The 18,229-nt window shown below is 40.8% G+C and carries 17 protein-coding genes and 1 other annotated feature; of the genes, 1 reads left to right on the forward strand and 16 read right to left on the reverse strand.

Annotation, left to right across the window (positions count from 1 at the left end; genetic code table 11):
* Positions 1 to 25: 25 nt before the first annotated feature.
* From cysK to BAU16_RS13165, 16 genes are all read right to left on the reverse strand, one after another.
* Positions 26 to 958, reverse strand: coding sequence for a cysteine synthase A (gene cysK, locus BAU16_RS13090; RefSeq protein ID WP_161527240.1), 933 nt, complete (start codon positions 956 to 958; stop codon positions 26 to 28).
* Between the two features lie 68 nt (positions 959 to 1,026).
* Positions 1,027 to 1,275: a binding site (T-box leader), on the reverse strand.
* Positions 1,276 to 1,408: 133 nt separating this feature from the next.
* Entirely contained in the window at positions 1,409 to 2,347 is a 939-nt protein-coding gene (gene ribF / locus BAU16_RS13095; protein WP_048603004.1) for a riboflavin biosynthesis protein RibF, read from the reverse strand.
* Positions 2,348 to 2,416: 69 nt separating this feature from the next.
* Positions 2,417 to 3,331, reverse strand: a complete 915-nt coding sequence (gene truB / locus BAU16_RS13100; protein WP_048603005.1) for a tRNA pseudouridine(55) synthase TruB — start codon at positions 3,329 to 3,331, stop codon at positions 2,417 to 2,419.
* 146 nt (positions 3,332 to 3,477) lie between these two features.
* Positions 3,478 to 3,825 (reverse strand): 30S ribosome-binding factor RbfA, encoded by a 348-nt coding sequence (rbfA, locus tag BAU16_RS13105; RefSeq protein ID WP_048603006.1) that lies wholly within the window; start codon positions 3,823 to 3,825, stop codon positions 3,478 to 3,480.
* Between the two features lie 21 nt (positions 3,826 to 3,846).
* The gene (gene infB, locus BAU16_RS13110) at positions 3,847 to 6,522 is read right to left on the reverse strand and encodes a translation initiation factor IF-2 (RefSeq protein ID WP_161527241.1); all 2,676 of its coding nucleotides are present in this window, start codon (positions 6,520 to 6,522) and stop codon (positions 3,847 to 3,849) included.
* Between the two features lie 12 nt (positions 6,523 to 6,534).
* A complete protein-coding gene (locus BAU16_RS13115; RefSeq protein ID WP_048603008.1) occupies positions 6,535 to 6,837 on the reverse strand; it encodes a YlxQ-related RNA-binding protein in 303 nt (100 codons plus the stop codon).
* On the reverse strand, positions 6,830 to 7,126 hold the full coding sequence (gene rnpM / locus BAU16_RS13120; protein ID WP_048603009.1) for an RNase P modulator RnpM: 297 nt from the start codon (positions 7,124 to 7,126) through the stop codon (positions 6,830 to 6,832). Before rnpM ends, BAU16_RS13115 begins: the two co-directional genes overlap by 8 nt.
* A 22-nt stretch (positions 7,127 to 7,148) precedes the next feature.
* Positions 7,149 to 8,333, reverse strand: a complete 1,185-nt coding sequence (gene nusA / locus BAU16_RS13125) for a transcription termination factor NusA (RefSeq protein WP_137605480.1) — start codon at positions 8,331 to 8,333, stop codon at positions 7,149 to 7,151.
* Between the two features lie 21 nt (positions 8,334 to 8,354).
* Complete coding sequence (gene rimP, locus BAU16_RS13130; protein ID WP_048603011.1) at positions 8,355 to 8,828, reverse strand: ribosome maturation factor RimP; 474 nt, start codon at positions 8,826 to 8,828, stop codon at positions 8,355 to 8,357.
* A 186-nt stretch (positions 8,829 to 9,014) separates the two neighbouring features.
* The gene (locus tag BAU16_RS13135) at positions 9,015 to 9,344 is read right to left on the reverse strand and encodes a DUF2752 domain-containing protein (RefSeq protein ID WP_171000820.1); all 330 of its coding nucleotides are present in this window, start codon (positions 9,342 to 9,344) and stop codon (positions 9,015 to 9,017) included.
* Entirely contained in the window at positions 9,344 to 9,739 is a 396-nt protein-coding gene (locus BAU16_RS13140; RefSeq protein WP_161527242.1) for a DUF4234 domain-containing protein, read from the reverse strand. The genes BAU16_RS13135 and BAU16_RS13140 overlap by 1 nt, the downstream gene beginning before the upstream one ends.
* Positions 9,740 to 9,846: 107 nt before the next feature.
* On the reverse strand, positions 9,847 to 11,790 hold the full coding sequence (gene thrS / locus BAU16_RS13145; protein WP_048603014.1) for a threonine--tRNA ligase: 1,944 nt from the start codon (positions 11,788 to 11,790) through the stop codon (positions 9,847 to 9,849).
* A gap of 344 nt (positions 11,791 to 12,134) precedes the next feature.
* A complete protein-coding gene (locus tag BAU16_RS13150; RefSeq protein WP_137605483.1) occupies positions 12,135 to 12,314 on the reverse strand; it encodes a 2-hydroxymuconate tautomerase in 180 nt (59 codons plus the stop codon).
* Positions 12,315 to 12,486: 172 nt separating this feature from the next.
* Complete coding sequence (locus BAU16_RS13155) at positions 12,487 to 13,050, reverse strand: GDSL-type esterase/lipase family protein (RefSeq protein WP_048603016.1); 564 nt, start codon at positions 13,048 to 13,050, stop codon at positions 12,487 to 12,489.
* Positions 13,051 to 13,067: 17 nt separating this feature from the next.
* Complete coding sequence (locus BAU16_RS13160) at positions 13,068 to 14,852, reverse strand: heavy metal translocating P-type ATPase (RefSeq protein ID WP_161527243.1); 1,785 nt, start codon at positions 14,850 to 14,852, stop codon at positions 13,068 to 13,070.
* A gap of 91 nt (positions 14,853 to 14,943) precedes the next feature.
* Complete coding sequence (locus BAU16_RS13165) at positions 14,944 to 15,813, reverse strand: aminoglycoside 6-adenylyltransferase (protein WP_048603157.1); 870 nt, start codon at positions 15,811 to 15,813, stop codon at positions 14,944 to 14,946.
* A 121-nt stretch (positions 15,814 to 15,934) separates the two neighbouring features.
* On the opposite strand from BAU16_RS13165, the gene helD reads away from it, so the two are divergent.
* A complete protein-coding gene (gene helD, locus BAU16_RS13170; RefSeq protein ID WP_137605485.1) occupies positions 15,935 to 18,205 on the forward strand; it encodes an RNA polymerase recycling motor HelD in 2,271 nt (756 codons plus the stop codon).
* Positions 18,206 to 18,229: the final 24 nt, after the last annotated feature.

Here is an 18,229-nt window from a genome sequence, read left to right on the forward strand (position 1 = left end):
CCTGCTAATCGTCCTTTGATTCAACTTATTCGTCTGCAAAATCATAGAGAACTGTCGAAAGATAGCGTTCGCCGTTATCAGCAACAATTGCTGCGACTTTCTTGCCGGCACCTAATTTTTTAGCCACTTCAATTACACCGTAAATAGCTGCCCCTGCAGAAATTCCGACAAGAATCCCTTCTTGTGTTCCAACTTTCCGCGCAGTTTCCAAGGCGTTTTCACTAGATACAGGTAATACTTCTTGGTAGCTTTCTTCATTTAAAACTTTTGGCACAAAGCCGGTAGAAATCCCTTGAATTTTATGAGGACCCGCTTTGCCGCCAGATAAAACAGCAGATTCGGCCGCTTCCACCGCATAAACACGAACATTTGGCAAAGTTTCCTTCAAACTTTTGGCAACACCGGTAATCGTCCCACCAGTTCCAACGCCGGCAACAAACGCATCGAGTCCTGTTTCGGCGAATGCTGCAGCAAGTTCCTTACCAGTTGTTTGATAATGAATTTCTGGATTGGCTTCATTTTCAAATTGCAAAGGCAAAAACCAACCGTTTTCTTCTGCCAACTCTTTAGCCTTGGCAATCGCCCCATTGATTCCTTCACTCCCTGGTGTCAAAACTAATTTTGCACCGTATGCTTGGATCAATTTCCGACGTTCAATTGAGAAGGTTTCCGGTAAAACGATGACAACGTTATACCCTTTTGCCGCACCAACGAAGGATAAGCCAACGCCTGTATTACCGGAAGTCGGTTCAACGATTGTTCCTCCGGGTTTTAATTTCCCCTCTTTTTCTGCTTTTTCGATCATTGCAAGGGCGATTCGATCCTTGACTGAACCAGCTGGGTTATAAAATTCTAGTTTAACATAGACATCTGCAGCACCTTCTGGAACGATTCGATTTAGTTTTACGACAGGTGTATCTCCGGTCAATTCTAAGATATTTTCAACGATTTTTGCCATTTGCATTCTCTCCTTTTTGTCAGTACAACCGTTGTTCCTACAAAATAAAAAAACATCCTTCCATAAAATGAAAGGACGATTGTCTCGTGTGACCACCTTTGTTCGCTGACTCTTCACAAAGTCAGCCTCCATAAGTATCTCGAAAAATTTAAACGAAATACTTGCGCGTATCTAACGGACACTTTCCGTCGACAGTTCGTTATTACTTGCTGTCGATTGCTCCAAGACCATTTTCCAAAGTTTTCCGCTGCTTATTCTCATTCTCCTAAGCTCTCTGTAAGTGTTCCGCTTTGTACTTATCTTTTCATGGCATTTCTTATTTTGTTGTTGTAATCATAGCGCAGAGAGTAGATTAATTCAATCTTTCACATGATAAGAAATAAAGCAGTGTGATAAATTTTTGTTATCATTAAAAAAGAATCGGAGTAATTATCCTCCGATTCTGGTTTCTTATTTTTTAAAATATGCACGTGTTGCCGCTTCGTCTGCATGCAGTTGTTCGATCAGAGCTTCTGCCCCATCAAAAGCAACCTGTCCCCGTAGCAGATGTAGCCAGCGGACACTGACCTGTTCCCCATAGATATCTTGATGAAAATCCAAAATATAGACTTCAACTGTTAATTCTCGTCCTTTGCCGAAGGTATCATTATGGCCAATTGATCCCATTGCCGGATACCAACGATCGCCCACCTTCAATTCAGACACATAGACGCCTTCTTCGGGCAAACGGACAGTAGATTTGAACTTGATATTGGCTGTAGGAAATCCTAAAGTGCGTCCACGAGCATCCCCGTGCACGACTGTCCCTTCGATTTCATATGGATAGCCCAATAGTTTATTGACTTCATCCATATTTCCTTCTTCTAACAATTGACGAATACGAGTAGAACTGATTTTTTCTCCATCCTCAGTTTCTTTTGCTACTGTGACTACCTCAAAACGATTTTTAGCATATTCAGGAAGATGGGCTACATCAGCGATATCTCTCGGACCATAGGTATAATCAAAGCCGCTGACAGCAAATTTCCCATGAAGACCCACAATATATTGATCCACAAAGTCCTGTGGCTTTAATCCTGCAAACGCCGAAGTAAAATCAATCACATATAAATAATCGACGCCTAGATCAGCCATGATTCGTTCTTTTTGCGAAAGGCTAGTTAGGTAATGCATTTCAGCTGGATCGACCTTTTGGAAAACAATGGAAGGATGTTGATTAAATGTCATCACAGCTAACTTTAATCCTTGCTCCTCAGCGATTTTTTTTCCTTTCCGAATGACTTTCTGATGTCCTTTATGTACCCCATCAAAAAAGCCCAGAACTAAAACGACATCCCCTTCTGGAATTTGCTCTTTTGTATAAGGATGTCTAATCGTTATTATTTTCATCAAAATTCTCCGTTCATAATTAAGGTAACAAATTTACTACACAGAACCTATCAAGTAATCCTCCATCTACTACTCCGTACGAAACATTTTCCTCGGTTTTAGTTCTTCGGGATTCTTATTGTTCTTTTCATAGATTCCTACCACTTTTTCTTGATAAAACAGCGCAATCGGTTCCTGTGGCATTTCGGCTAATTGGAAAGCTGAAAAAGGCAGTCGCATCCCATTTTTTATTTTTTGCCACAATGCATCGGAAAGATCCACCCGTGGAAATTCCTTTACGCCATATTCAATTGGCAATAAATAGGCCTCTAATTGGTTTTGCTCTACTAATTCCCGTACCTGTTGCAGGGTTACTGCTTGCGCTTTTGTAAATCCGCCACTAGCTATTCGTGTTAAGTCCGACATGTGGGCGGCTACCTGTAATTTTTTTCCCGTATCAACCGCTAACGTTCGCACGTAGGTTCCTTTGCCGCACCTCACTTGAAACCGCCAAGACTGGGTTCCATTTTCCCATACTGGCTCTGAGATTCGTTCAAAAGAAAAAATTTGGGCTTTGCGTTCAGGGCGTTCAACGATTTCTCCCGCTCGTGCATAGTCATATAACCGACGTCCGTTGACCTTGACCGCTGAAAACATCGGCGGTATCTGAGTAATTTCACCCGTCAAAGAAGCCATTGCTTCATCGATTGCTTTGTTCGAAAATGGTTGTTGGATGACTGTACGTTCAACAACCTCTCCTGAAGCATCCTCTGTCGTTGTTGCAAATCCAAGGGTAATTTCCCCTACATATGTTTTTCCCGACTCCATCAGAAATTCTACCATCTTTGTGCCTTTTCCGATACAAATCGGCAATACACCATCTACATCGGGATCCAGTGTACCACTATGCCCGATTTTTTTTGTATGTAAAATTTTTCGTAATTGAAAAACACAGTCATGACTCGTCATTCCCCGTTCTTTCCATAGAGGTAAAATTCCGTCCATGTCACACCTCACTTCTCCTATTCAACTGGATTATTATAGCACATTTCCCCAGAAGTTTATCATCTGTAAACTGAAAAAAGCGAAGGTATCTCAGTTCCCAAAAAGAGAGCTGAAATCCTTCGCTAGTTTTTTCATGAAATTCTTCTTTACTCTTTGTGCAGGTTGCGAATCATTTCATCGATCTTATTGCCATATTCGACAGATTCATCAAGTTCAAAAAAGATTTCCGGCGTTTTATAAAGGGTTAAGGTTTGTCCCAATTCATGACGAATCAAACCTGTTGCTTTTTCAAGCCCTTGCTGTGCCTTTTGTCTTTCAGAAGCTAATTCTGACAGTAAACTATAATAAATTGTCGCTTGTTGCAAATCACCTGTCACACGTACATCCGTAATAGTTACATCCTGTACCCGAGGATCACGGATTTTTTTTCGTAAGATTTGGTTTACTTCCCGTAGAATTTCTTGTGCTACTCTGCGATCACGATAATTGGCCATAGTCTTCGACCTCCTTTGTGATTAATCGTTTTTAATTTCTTCCATAACATATGCTTCGATAACATCATCTGCTTTGAGATCGTTGAATTTTTCGATCATTGCACCACATTCAAAGCCTAGCTTAACTTCCTTCACATCATCTTTGAAGCGTTTCAAGCTTGCTAATACACCTTCGTAAATCACGATGCCGTCGCGAATCACACGCACACCGCTGTCTCGACGAATAAATCCTTCTGTTACGTAACAACCAGCAATCGTTCCGACTTTGGAGACTTTATATGTTTCCCGGACAACCATTTGTCCTATGATTTTTTCTTCGAATTCTGGATCAAGCATTCCCTTCATCGCTGTTTCGATTTCTTCGATGGCTTTGTAAATGATCCGGTGTAGACGAATGTCCACTTTTTCAGCATCTGCTTGTTGTTTTGCTTGTGGTGTCGGACGCACATTGAATCCAATGATAACCGCATTACTTGCTGCAGCCAGTGTCACATCGCTCTCATTGATGGCACCTACTGCTGAATGGACGATATTGATACGAACGCCTTCAACATCGATTTTTTGTAATGAGGCTGCCAATGCTTCGGCAGAACCTTGCACGTCTGCTTTAATGATAACATTAACGTCTTTCAATTCGCCTTCTTTTAGGCTTTCAAATAATGTATCCAGCGTTACCCGACTATTGGATGAGCGTTGTTCCATCAAGGCACGTTTGCCCCGTTCTTCCCCAGCTGCCCGAGCAGTTTTTTCATCTTCAAAGACAACGAAACGGTCTCCAGCTTGAGGTACATCATTCAATCCGGTAATTTCAACTGGTGTTGCTGGTCCAGCTGCTTTTTCCCGCCGACCGATATCATTGGTCATCACCCGAACACGTCCGTAGGTATTTCCGACAACGATTGGATCACCAACATGCAGTGTTCCTTGTTGAACCAGTAAAGTAGAAACTGGTCCTTTTCCTTTATCTAATCGTGCTTCAATGACGGTTCCGATTGCCCGCTGTTTAGGATCTGCTTTCAAATCTTCAACTTCTGCAACTAAAACAATCATTTCCAACAATTCTTCGATATTTTGACCAAATTTTGCGGAGATTTCAACAAAAATCGTATCGCCACCCCAAGCTTCAGGGATCAGTTCATATTCGCTTAGTTCTTGCATAACATGTTGTGGATTAGCACCTGGTTTATCGATTTTATTGACTGCAACGATGATTGGAACTTTTGCTGCCTTCGCATGATTGATTGCTTCAATTGTTTGTGGCATCACACCATCATCTGCTGCAACTACTAAAATAGTAATATCAGTAATACTTGCTCCCCGTGCCCGCATGCTGGTAAAGGCCGCGTGTCCCGGTGTATCCAAGAAGGTAATAGGTTTGCCGTCGATATCAATTTGATAAGCACCAATATGCTGTGTAATTCCTCCGGCTTCACCACTGGTTACTCGTGAATGACGCAAAGTATCTAACAACGTTGTCTTACCGTGATCGACGTGTCCCATGATCGTTACAACTGGTGGACGTGGAACAAGATTTTCTTCATTCAATTCTTCTGGTTCAAAGAATTTGTCGATATCTGTGATATCCACTTGTACTTTTTCTTGTGCTTCCATGCCGTAGTCTGTCGCCAATAATTCAATCGTATCTTTATCCAACGGTTGATTTTGGTTGACCATAACACCCATCAAGAATAATTTTTTGATGATTTCGGCTGGCTCACGATGGATTTTTTTTGAAATTTCTGCTACGTTCATACCTTCTGTATATTCTAAAACATCTGGCAATTCACGGAATTTACGTGGTGGAACAGCAGTTTTTTGGGAAGTTTGTTGTTGACGGCCTTTCTTCCCTTTTTTATTAAATCGATTACGATTTTGATTGCCGAAATTGTTGCGGTTTTGGTTGTTGAAGTTTCCTTTGCCGCGGTTATTGTTCGTTGTTCGTTTTTGATCTTGTCCACCTTGTCCGCCGGCTTGTCCTCGAGTTTGATTCTGAGAAGCAGCTTGTGGACGTTGGTTGGTTGCTTGATTGCGTTGTTCTGTTGGTTTTTGGTTTGTTTTTTGATTCATCTGTTTTCCTGACTGTGGTTGCTGTGATTGTGGACGACTTTGTCCCTGAGGTTTTTGACCTTGTGTTTGTGGTCTTTGTCCTTGGGTCTGTGGTCTCCCTTGATTTTGCGGTTTTTGACCTTGATTCTGTGGTCGTTGTGCTTGATTTTGCGGTCTTGCTTGATTTTGATTTTGTGGTTTTTGACCTTGTGTTTGTGGTCTTATTGTCTGTTGTTTTGGTTTTTCTTGATTTGGTCGTTCTGCCTGGTTTACTCCTTGATTTGCAGGTTTAGCCGTGTCTTGACGATAAGGCTTGTTTCCCGCTGGACGGGCAGGTTTGTTACGATTTTGAAAATTCGGATTATTCCGCTGTGTTTGGAATTTTTTATGTTCAGGTTTTGCTTCTGGATTAGAAGGCTGGTTCGCTGGTTTTTGGGTTGCAGGTTGGCTATTTTCTTGTTGTCTATTTCCGGAGTTCGGTCTGTTTGACGCGCCTCCAGTCAATGTTTGGCGTAATTTTTTTTCTTCTCCATCCGAAATCGAACCCATATGGTTTTTGACATCAAATCCTAAAGATTGCGCCTTTTCAACAAGCTCTTTGCTTGATTTGTTCATTTCTTTTGCAAGTTCATAAATTCTTTTTTTACCCATGCAATCACCTTCCTAACCTTGTATTAGTTCCTTGATCTTCCTTCCAAAACCTTGATCCATTACAGCAATCACCATCCTTGGTTTGCCAATGGCGTGACTGATTTCAGTAGAAGTTAACTCGTCAAAGCAAGGAACTTTGTAATAAGTACTTTTATCTTTGACTTTTTTTTGGGTATTTTTTCCAGCGTCAGAGGCGATCAAAACAAGTGCCGCTTTTTGCGAACGGATCTCTTTGACCACAAGCTCTTCGCCGGTTACCAGTTTACCAGCTCGCATTGCAAGTCCTAACATATTCAGCAGCTTCGTCTTATTCATTTTTGAATAACTCGCGACGGGCTTTTTGATGGGTGACATAGTCTAATAATTCTTGATAGAATTCATCTGTCAAGGTTGTTTCCAACACCCGATCCAAAATTTTCTTTTCTTGAGAAACACGTACTTCCTCAGGTTCAATCGCAACATACGCACCGCGACCAGGCATTTTTCCAGATGGATCAATGGAAACGACGCCTTCTTTTGAGCGGGCAATGCGAATCAATTCTTTTTTAGGTTTCATTTCACCAGACACAACCGATTTTCGTAAAGGAACTTTTCGTTTTTTCATCGTTTTTCCCTCGCTTGTTTCTCTACTTTTCGTCCATATCAACGACTTCATCGTCTGCAGGTTTTTCTGATTCCACGATTGCTTCTTCTGGAGTTTCAGTTATCGCTGCATCCACATCAGCTGATTCACCGGCATCGATATAATCGCCATCTTCAAGTTTTGCGTAAAATTCTTCCATATCTGATTCTGATTTGATATCGATTTTAAACCCAGTTAATTTTGCCGCAAGACGGGCGTTTTGTCCCCGTTTGCCGATGGCTAATGACAATTGATAATCTGGTACGACAACTGTGCAGGCCTTAGGATTTTGCAAGTCAAAGATAACATCCACAACTTGTGCCGGATTCAACGAATTTGCAATGTACACTGCGGCATCTTCGTTCCATTCAACGATATCCATGTTTTCGCCCTTTAATTCATTGACGATAGCTTGGACCCGTTGGCCTTTTGGTCCTACACACGTTCCCACGGGATCGATATTCGGATCATTGGATCGAACAGAAACTTTTGAACGGTCCCCTGCTTCACGAGCAATACTGATAATTTCAACCGTTCCATCATAGACTTCCGGCACTTCTTGTTCAAATAAGCGACGCAACAAATCTGGATGGCTGCGGCTTACAAAAACTTGAGGGCCTTTTGATGTATTTTCAACACGAGAAACGTAGACCTTGATTCGGTCGTGAGGTTGATAAAATTCGTTAGGCATTTGATCTTGCTTTGAAAGGACAGCTTCGATTTTGCCAAGATTGACATAAATATAACGATGGTCTTGACGTTCAACAATTCCTTGCATGATGTCTTTTTCATAAGCACTGAATTCGTTATAGATAATGTTGCGTTCCGCTTCTCTCACCCGTTGCAAGATAACTTGTTTCGCCGTTTGGGCGGCAATCCGTCCAAAATCTTTCGGGGTGACTTCGAAACGAATCTTATCCCCGATTTCATAAGCAGGATTGATCAGCAAAGCGTCTTTTAAAGATACTTCCAACTGAGAGTCCATGACTTCTTCGGTTACTTCTTTGACTGCATACACATGGATGTTGCCCTTTTTTTGATCAAATTCCACTTCAACGTTTTGTGCTTGGCCATAGTGGCGTTTGTAAGCCGAAACTAAAGCTGCTTCAAGCGCTTCAATAACGATTTCTTTGGAAACTCCTTTTTCCGCTTCCAATGCATCCAATGCATTCAACATTTCTTTACTCATTGTTTTCTGACTCCTTCGTGATTAAAATTGAATAGCTAAACGCGCTTTAGCAATGTTTTTCCGATCAAAAGTAATCTCTTTTTCCCGTGTTTTTATACGAATTTTCATCGTCATCTGTTCTTTATCAAAAGCTTGTAAAAATCCTTCGTACTGCTTTTCACCATCGACTGGCTGATAAAAGGATACATGGATGTATTCGCCAAGTGCTTTTTCATAGTCGCTTTCTTTTTTCAAAGGACGCTCAGCACCAGGAGAAGAAACTTCTAAAAAATATGCTTGGGGAATGGGATCTGGATCGCACGCATCCAGTTTTTCACTTAATTGCTCACTGACAAAGGCACACTCCTCGATATCGATTCCGCCTTCTTTATCAATGAATACGCGAAGAAACCAGCTTTTTCCTTCTTTTGCAAATTCCACTTCAACCAACTCAAAATTTTGTTCCTCTAAGATGGGAGTCACTAATTCCGTAACTGTTTCCACCACTGTACTCAAAATTCTTCGCCTCCTTCAAAATAAACGACTTTCATTCATGAAAAAGAGTGAGCGAAATTTCCGCTCACTCACTTCAAGTATCATTACCATAACGTACTATACCATATACTACGAGAAAACTCAAGGTCTAAAGACGGACCTGATAAGCATTCCACGCTTTCTTAAAAAATATTCAATAATTTTTTCTTAAAAAATTTGGCGAAGCAACCGTGGAAGCAACGCCTGTTGATCGAAATCCATTGGCGGATATTCGGGGAAAAGCAGGAACAAGCGTATACCGTATACGACTAAAACAACGCCTAACAATGACAGCCAGAGTTTCTCCTTACGCAAAATTACCGCCAGACGGGGAAAATATTTCTTACCAAGCAGCGCTCCGAAAATCAAAGCTACCAACCAAAATAGTGGATGATAATAAAATGCCCCAGTAAAATCGCCACTAAAAAAATGAAGAAATGCGCGGGTCATGCCACAACCTGGGCAAGGCAGACCGGTAATTGCTTTGAAAAAACACATTAATAATCTGTCCAGTCGTCATCTTTTGTTTCTGGCTCCGTAGTATCTGTTCGCCATAAAAGATTCAAATCAGATTGCAAAATCGCCATATTGACAATATTCAGCCCAAATAAAGATAGGACGATAAAAAGAACTTTATTGTCATTATAAACCTTGTAGCCAACTTTTTGCTGCGCTTTTATGAATAGGTCATTGATCCGATACCACCAATAAATACCGTAAATACCACAGGTAATAATCGTTAATAAAATAACCGTTCCTGGACTTAATCGATAATCATTGGTGTACTCATTCAGATTTCTTGTGGTTTGATACATCCAGACAAAAAAATAAATGCCACAGGTAATAATCGACAGGACAATCACTGATAGGATCGATCGTTGCTTGTTTTCCATTTTTTCATTCCTTTCTCCCTGTTTTTATCTCTTTTTGATAATAAATTTTCCCGCTTTTTGATGTTTAACCAAAAAGCGAGAAATTCGTTCAACTATTCAGTAGTTACCTATGCTTCACGACTGTAATTGTTTACTTCTGCAACGATTGCATCGATAAACATACTCAAATCTTCCACAGCAGTTTCTTTACTTCCGTAACGACGAACATTTACCGTAGCATCCTTCACTTCATTGTCTCCAACAACTAATTGATAAGGAATTTTTTGCGTTTGGGAGCCCCGAATTTTATAGCCCATTTTTTCATTTCGGTCATCCACTTCAACCCGCAAACCTTGGCTTTGCAGACGTTCTTTGATTTCATAAGCGTAATCACTATGTGCATCAACGGAAACCGGGATGATTGTTGCTTGAACAGGTGCCAACCAAGTTGGAAAAGCGCCTTTATAAACTTCAGTCAAATATGCAACAAAACGTTCCATGGTTGACACGATTCCTCGGTGAATGACAACAGGACGATGCGTATTTTCGCCATCTTCCCCAACATAAGTCAAGTCAAAACGTTCAGGCAATAAGAAATCCAATTGAATCGTTGACAATGTTTCTTCCATTCCCAATGCTGTTTTTACTTGTACGTCCATTTTTGGACCATAAAAGGCAGCTTCACCTTCTGCTTCAAAATAGTCTAAACCAAGCTCATCCATTGCTTCTTTCAACATTGTTTGAGCATTTTCCCACATTGCATCATCATCAAAATATTTGTCTGTATTGTTTGGATCCCGGTAGCTTAAGCGGAAACGATAATCGGTGATGTTGAAATCTTTGTAAACAGCAATCATCAAGTCCAGTGTCCGTTTAAATTCTTCCTTGATTTGATCTGGGCGAACAAAAGTATGTCCGTCGTTCAAGGTCATTTCCCGCACCCGTTGCAACCCGGACAATGCGCCAGATTTTTCATAACGGTGCATCATGCCAAGTTCAGCAATTCGAATTGGCAACTCGCGATAAGAATGGATATGATTTTTATAAACCATCATATGATGAGGACAATTCATTGGGCGCAGAACCAGCATTTCGCCATCTCCCATATCCATTGGCGGAAACATATCTTCATGGTAGTGATCCCAGTGCCCAGAAGTTTTGTATAAGTTTACATCTGCCATAATCGGTGTATACACGTGTTGATAACCCAAACCGATTTCCTTATCTACAATGTAGCGTTCGATGGTCCGGCGAATGGTTGCTCCTTTTGGCAACCAGAATGGTAAACCAGAACCAACTTCTTGAGAAACCATGAATAAATCTAATTCTTTCCCAAGTTTACGGTGATCCCGTTCCTTGGCTTCTTCTCTTTGTTTGATAAATTCCTTTAATTCTTTTTTATCAAAGAAAGCTGTACCATAAACCCGTTGCATCATGTGATTGTCAGAATTTCCGCGCCAGTAAGCACCTGCCACAGACAGCAATTTGAATACTTGGATTCGCCCCGTTGACGGCACGTGAGGTCCACGGCATAGATCAACGAATTCTCCTTGACTATAGGCAGTAATTACTTCGTCTTCTGGCAATTCACTAATCAGTTCCACTTTATAAGGATCAGCCGCAAAAAGTTCTAGTGCTTCTGCTTTTGTTAAAACATGGCGTTCGATTGGCAGGTTTTCTTTTACAATTTTCATCATTTCTGTTTCGATTGCTGGTAAATCTTCGGCAGCAATTGGGTGTTCGCCATTGTCTGTATCGTAATAAAAACCAGTATCAATCGCTGGACCCACTCCAAAATGGATTTTAGGGAACAAGCGACGCATAGCTTGCGCCATTAAATGAGCAGAAGAATGTCGAACCAAAGCAAGAGCATCTTCATGATCTGGGGTTACGATTTCAATAGAAGCATCTTCTTCAATTGGGCGATCCAAGTCGATTAATTGTCCGTTTATTTTTCCTGCTAATGCTTTTTTTCCAAGACTTTTAGAAATTTGATCTGCGATTTCTTTTGTAGTGATTCCAGCAGCAAACTCTTTTACTGCACCATCTGGAAATGTAATTTTTATTGACATAAAAAATCCTCCTTCAAAATTATGATTGATAAAAAGATAGGTCGAAGAGCTTTTGATTGCCGAAAAATAAAAAAATCCTAGCATCGCACTGCGATACTAGGACGAAATTTCGTGGTTCCACCTAATTTTCAAACACAATCTGTGTTCCTCAAACGTGGTAACGGTGCGACCGCCTTCGCTTCAACAAAGGTTTCAAAAGTGGTCCGCCTCTGGTTTTCTTCCGGAAAATTCTCAGCCGTGATTTTCCTCTCTTTTCGAAGACTCTCAAATTTGGTTGTCTTTTTCATCAATCAATTATAGAACTATTTAAGCACTAAACCGTGTAAATTGCAAGAAAGAAATGCCTATTCTTTCCAAGCTCCGTTAACTCCGTAATTTCCTTTTTTCATTTCATTGATGATGACGTGGATATGTTCTTTTGGCGCACCCGTATTTTTATGAACAGCCTCAGTAATATCTTTCATCATTCCTTCAAGCTGTTCCCTGCTTCTTCCTTCAACCAATTCTACATGGACAAATGGCATAGTTCTTTCCTCTTTTCATAAATATAGACAAATGATTTTTGACTTTGCGGCTCCTATTATACCTCCCGCCTTTCTTAAATAGCAAATCGGTCTTAAAAAAAATTTGGGGGTCCTACTTTCCTCACCGATGGATACAAAAAAATCAGCCCCAAACCGACTGATTTTTTTCCTATTAAAGATACCTCACGATGATATCTGAAAGCAAATCATAGCCTTCTTTACCAAAGTGCAGACCATCCTTTACGGTTCCATTGATGATTTTTTTAAAATCCGGCTGGTTGATGATCTCTGTATAAAAATCAAGAACAACACAGTTTTCCCGATTTGCTACCTCCATCAAACAATTGATGTAGGACTTGATTAGCTCATTGTTACGAAATTTCTGTTTCTTTTCATCCACTGCGGGAGGAGTGATAAAGAAAATTTGGCTGGCAGTATATTTCTTTTTCAGCTGAGTAATCATCCATTGCAGATTTTCCTGATAAACCATTTTGGAAACCTGCTTATTTTCAGCTAAATCATTTGTTCCAATTAGAAGAAACAGCTTGTCAATTCCTCTAAAATGCATCACATCTTTGGCAAAACGATTTCGTAAGTCATTGCTGTTGTTGCCACTGATTGCGGTGTTTACGATTTTTATTTTAGGAACCTTCTTCTTCAAATATGCGTTCAACATTGGTTCTTTTAGGGATTCCTTACGAGCGATCAAACTATCTCCAGTCAATAAAATCTTCATGCTATCCCTCCAATTTTCTAATCATTTTTGGCACGCAACGCACTCAAAATTGAAACAGTATCTACAACTTCTTGCAAAATTGCTCCGAACAAAGCGGGGATGACACCTGTGCTGGCAATCAACATCAAAAATATACAAATAAAGATTCCAATCAAAACCGATTGCTTGGCGATTCGCATTGTATCTTTTGCGACCTCTACGGCTCTGAGCACCCGCGACAAGTCATCCTTCAAAACAACCGCATCGGCACTCTCACTGGCAGCAGTTGACCCATGCGCTCCCATGGCAATTCCGATATCCGCGATTGCAAGCGCCGGTGCATCATTGACCCCGTCACCCACCATTACCAGTGGTCGATCAGATGCCGAAATTCCCTTAATCACATTGATTTTATCCTGTGGCAAACATTCAGCATAGACCTCGTCAATACCCGCTTGTTGAGCAATATCATCGGCAATCGCTTGATGGTCTCCCGTCAACATTAAAATTCGTTTGATACCAAGGTTTCTCAAGGAAGCAACGGTTTGCTTTGCTTCTGGCCGTAAGATGTCTTGAAAAGTAATCGTCCCGGCGAATGATTCATCGCAGGAAATATAAATAATCGTTTCATCAGTGGGAATTTCTTGCGCGTTAGCAAATGCTGCCCGCCCGATTTTTAAAAGATGACCATCAATTTCCGCCTTGATTCCTGAACCAGTTACTTCTTCCAATGAATCTGCCGTTGTCAGGGTAACTTTGTTTTTGGCATACGCAACGATGGAACGAGCTAAGATGTGAGAAGAATCCTGTTCCGCGCTGGCAACATAGTAAAGCAGGCGCTGTTCATTGAATCCTTCGGTCGGATGAATTGCGGAAACTGCCAGTTGTCCCGCTGTTATGGTTCCTGTTTTATCAAAAGTTATTGTTTTTGCCTCTGCCAATTTTTCAATCGTTGTTCCGGTTTTTACAATGATACCGTTTCGACTAGAGCGGCTCATTCCTGCAACCAAAGCGATTGGCGCTGCCAAAATCAACGGACAAGGAGAAGCAACCACCAAAACTTCAGCAAAACGAACTGGATCTTTTGTCACCAACCATGCAATCCCCCCGATTAGGTAAGCAATTGCAGTAAAAGGAATCGCGTAACGATCTGCCATTCGAACAAAGTGAGCTGGTTTTTCTTTTGATTCTTTTACCAATTTGATAATTGTTTGGTATTGAGAATCTTCCGCGGACTTTGTAACTTCGACTCGCAACGATTCTTCACCATTGATTGATCCAGACATGACCTCTTCACCGATTTTTTTCGTCACCGGACGAGACTCACCTGTCAAGGAAGACTCATCCAACGTAGCTCTCTCAGATAAAATTTTCCCATCTACTGGAACGATCTCACCGGGCTTCACCACTAGCTGATCGTTGATTTGAGCCGCTTCGACCGCAATATCCTCCAATTGTCCATTCACAAGCCGATGGGCAATTTGTGGTGAATGATCCAGTAAAGACTGCAATTCTTTATTGGCTTGTCTGCCGGCGTAATCTTCTAAACTATCTCCACCTGTCAGCATGACCAAAATCATCAAACTCGCCCAATATTCGCCTACTGCTAATGTGGCAACAATGGCGGTAATTGCTAAAATATCCACACCATATCGCCCAGAACGAAGTGTTCGAATCATTTCAATCAACATAGTAAAAGCAACGATACTGCCAATGATAGCAACCAATAAAAATGCCCATCTCGGTTGCTTCAATAAGAATTCGCTTGCGAGAGCCGCTACTCCTACAAGAATTGTAATAATGAATTTTTTAAAGTGGTTCATCAACGATCATCCTTCTTTCTTTTCTAGCATACCGATAATTCGCTGAAAAGAAAAAGAAAGCAGCTTAAATGAAAATATTTTTCATTTACAATTAAACAGTTTCCTTTTTGTCTGTTTCCTGGTACCACGTACGGCTATAAGCCATTACTTTTTCGGCTGTTTCCGCATCGTAAAAGAATCCTTGATGTGCTGCAAATTTTAAAGCTTCGCCATGAAAGAAGGCTTGTGTTTTAAACAATGCCTGCCAGATTTTTTCTTTAGAAGAAAAATCCCGAACGATTAAAAGTTGCTCTTGTTGATCCATCGTTAAATATTTAGGCAAATATTTAAAATTTTTGCCGACACTAAACGTGTAATTTTTTTCTGCAGCAACCTGCCAGCTTAACAAGCGCAATAATTCTTTTTGACAAACTTCATACAAATGATCTGAAGCATAGAGCAGTTCCTTACGCCACAAGCCTTTAACAACATAGGTGGATACCCACCAAAATTCATTGCAGCAGTCAAAAAACTCTTCCTTTGTTGGCTCCTTGACCCAAAAAGCAGTATCTGTTGGAGAAGTTAATTGCGGAAAAATGCCACAAGGATCATATAAAACTGATAATAATGGTTCTTCTGCAATCTCCCTTTCAATCTCAGAAAATGGACAGAGCATTAAATCAATCCGATTGCCATCTGCAAACAGCATCAAAAAAGTAAATCGCTCCCCTAATGTTGGTGGAAACAAGGTCATTTCCTCGGGGCATTGCATAATCAAGCGTTCCCCGAATTTTTCCAACCATTTCCGATTGGTGAGTAGACTTTTTTTCTCATTCACAATATACACAATATCAAAATCCTGAAAAGAATCCTTTGGTACGTTGGAATTCATACGAGAACCTGAGATTGCTGCAGCAACGACTTGAGGTAATTCCTTGGCTGTTTGCAGAATCAACGTCAGCATTTCTTGTTCTGTTCTCATTTCCATTTCTCTCACATCTCTTTCTTTTTCTTTATTTTATCATAAGTCTTTTTTTATCTCGGCAAGTTACTGTTTTTTATGCTATAATTTTATGTTGTATTTTTTTAAGGAGGCCTATTTAATGGAGGAAAGAATCAAAGAACAAATGCATGCAGATGAGACCATCGGCTTGATCGGTGCTGAGCAGCAATTATTGGAAAAACAGCAGCAAGCATTGACTGGAACGATGCAAGAAGAACTGAAAGAAATCGCAAAGAAAACGATCCGCAGCGGTTCTGACGAAGCTTTTTATGAATCTGCCGTTGAATATCGCCAACATGAACAAGAATTATTACTAAAATATCAGACTGCAGAGTCCCAGCAAAAGCGGATCAAAACTTTGCAGACAATGAGTGGAAATCCGTATTTTGCCCGAATCGATTTCAAGGAAGAAACGGAAAAAGAAACACTTTATTTAGGAATTGCCTCCTTGCGAGACAAATCGGAAGAAACGATCGTGATCGACTGGCGGGCACCGATTGCTAATCTTTATTACGAAGGCGAGCTGGGTCCTACTTTTTATGAAACGGATCAAGAGCGTTTTGATGTAGAATTATTGTTAAAAAGACAATTTAAAATCCAAGAAGGAAAAATTCTTTCGATGGTGGATACTTCCGAAGTGATCAACGATGAATTCCTTCTGGAAATCTTGGATGAAGCCTCTTCTTCCCAAATGAAAAATATCGTCTCCACGATTCAAAAAGCGCAAAACCAAATTATCCGTGATACTCATAGCAAAATCATGCTGATTGAAGGAATCGCCGGTAGTGGAAAAACCTCGGCTTTATTACAACGGGTTGCCTTTCTTTTGTATCGTCACCGCAAATGGCTAGACGACAAACAAGTTTTACTGTTTTCACCCAATCATCTATTTTCTGATTACATTGCAATGGTTTTACCTTCTTTAGGGGAAAGTGAAGTTCCTACACGTACCTTCCGAACCTTTATTTCCCAATTGGTACCAGGATTTGAAATTGAAAAAGAAGCTCAGCAGGAAGAAATTTTTCTATCCGGAAAAGAACAGAAAACCGAACGACTCAAAAGTGGAATGAGTCTCGTTAGTGAAATCCAGCGGTACAGTCGGGGAATTACTTCCTATGGTCCTTTGTTCCGTTCGCTGAAAGTCAAGGGTGAAGTAAAATTATCGGCGGCACAAATCAGACAATGGTACCAAGAGACCAATCCGGTACTACCGCTTTATCAACGAACACAACTTTTGCAAACGAAGCTCTTGAAAAAAATCGGCGGATTGCAAAAAGACGAAGCGAAGAAAAACTGGGTCAAGGAGTTGGCAGAAGAAAAGCTGCAGGAATTTTTTGCCGACAATCCCAATCAAGATGACTCAGAAGAAAATGAACGTCGGATACGGGGGCAAATTCGCAAACAAATAGCCCGGCGTTATTTCCGAGGAATGACACGAGCTATCCAACAATTTCAATTTATCAATTATTCCAAACAATACCTGCATTTTCTGCAATCCATTCCAGAAACAAAATTGGAAAAAGCGGGAATTTCAAAAGCAGAATGGGCAGAATCTCAACTTGTCACCCGTGAAAAATTGAAAAATAAAGTCTTGACTCAAGAAGATGCAGTGTTGTTTTTCCTATTGTCAAAGGAACTTTATCCTGCTGAAGTACCGCAAAAAGCCCGCTTCATCTTTATTGATGAAATGCAGGATTTCCCCCCTGCACAGGTTGCTTTGTTGCGCCGACTCTATCCGAAAGCCACACTAACTTTGTGCGGCGATCTGAATCAAAAAGTTTTTGGAAATGAAACGATTGTGGGCTCTCTGCCTGAGTTATTCCCTAATGAAGAGGTGACTCGTTATCAATTGACGACCAGCTATCGTTCCACCAAAGAAATCACCGATTTTGCCAATCAGTTTCTGACCCAAGACAACCGAGTAGAATTGACTGCCCGCAAAGGCGAGCTTCCTTTGATTCTAACCAGTCCTTCTGAAAAGCAACGCTTGCATGTCCTCGAACAGTTGTTGCAGGATGAAGAAAAAGCCCATTTTTGGCGTAGTGCAGTCATTTGTAAAACAGCTGAAGAATGTGAAGCCTTGTACCAACAGCTTTCACCAGAATTACAGAAAAAAGTCCAGTTGATTGTTTCAGAAGACACCTTCATGAAGCGTTCTATTATGATTATTCCGGCATTTCTGGCGAAAGGTTTGGAATTTGATCAGGTATTTGCGTGGAATATAGGAGAAAATTTCCGGACAGCTCAAGATCAACTGATTTTATATACGATTGCTACCCGTGCCATGCACGAGCTGACTATTTTTACACCAACACCAACCAGTCCACTACTGGCTGCGGTAAAAAATAGTTTTCAAGAAAAAATGATTTAAAAAAACGCCCTTTCCACTATTTTG

It is taken from the genome of Enterococcus sp. JM9B, from assembly GCF_009933265.1.
GTDB lineage: Bacteria > Bacillota > Bacilli > Lactobacillales > Enterococcaceae > Enterococcus_C > Enterococcus_C songbeiensis.

Coding starts and splice junctions, on each gene's coding strand:
- cysK (WP_161527240.1), bottom strand. CDS start 958: ATGGCAAAAATCGTTGAAAATATCTTAGAATTGACCGGAGATACACCT.
- ribF (WP_048603004.1), bottom strand. CDS start 2,347: ATGAAAATAATAACGATTAGACATCCTTATACAAAAGAGCAAATTCCA.
- truB (WP_048603005.1), bottom strand. CDS start 3,331: ATGGACGGAATTTTACCTCTATGGAAAGAACGGGGAATGACGAGTCAT.
- rbfA (WP_048603006.1), bottom strand. CDS start 3,825: ATGGCCAATTATCGTGATCGCAGAGTAGCACAAGAAATTCTACGGGAA.
- infB (WP_161527241.1), bottom strand. CDS start 6,522: ATGGGTAAAAAAAGAATTTATGAACTTGCAAAAGAAATGAACAAATCA.
- BAU16_RS13115 (WP_048603008.1), bottom strand. CDS start 6,837: ATGAATAAGACGAAGCTGCTGAATATGTTAGGACTTGCAATGCGAGCT.
- rnpM (WP_048603009.1), bottom strand. CDS start 7,126: ATGAAAAAACGAAAAGTTCCTTTACGAAAATCGGTTGTGTCTGGTGAA.
- nusA (WP_137605480.1), bottom strand. CDS start 8,333: ATGAGTAAAGAAATGTTGAATGCATTGGATGCATTGGAAGCGGAAAAA.
- BAU16_RS13135 (WP_171000820.1), bottom strand. CDS start 9,344: ATGTGTTTTTTCAAAGCAATTACCGGTCTGCCTTGCCCAGGTTGTGGC.
- BAU16_RS13140 (WP_161527242.1), bottom strand. CDS start 9,739: ATGGAAAACAAGCAACGATCGATCCTATCAGTGATTGTCCTGTCGATT.
- thrS (WP_048603014.1), bottom strand. CDS start 11,790: ATGTCAATAAAAATTACATTTCCAGATGGTGCAGTAAAAGAGTTTGCT.
- BAU16_RS13150 (WP_137605483.1), bottom strand. CDS start 12,314: ATGCCATTTGTCCATGTAGAATTGGTTGAAGGAAGAAGCAGGGAACAG.
- BAU16_RS13155 (WP_048603016.1), bottom strand. CDS start 13,050: ATGAAGATTTTATTGACTGGAGATAGTTTGATCGCTCGTAAGGAATCC.
- BAU16_RS13160 (WP_161527243.1), bottom strand. CDS start 14,852: ATGAACCACTTTAAAAAATTCATTATTACAATTCTTGTAGGAGTAGCG.
- BAU16_RS13165 (WP_048603157.1), bottom strand. CDS start 15,813: ATGAGAACAGAACAAGAAATGCTGACGTTGATTCTGCAAACAGCCAAG.
- helD (WP_137605485.1), top strand. CDS start 15,935: ATGGAGGAAAGAATCAAAGAACAAATGCATGCAGATGAGACCATCGGC.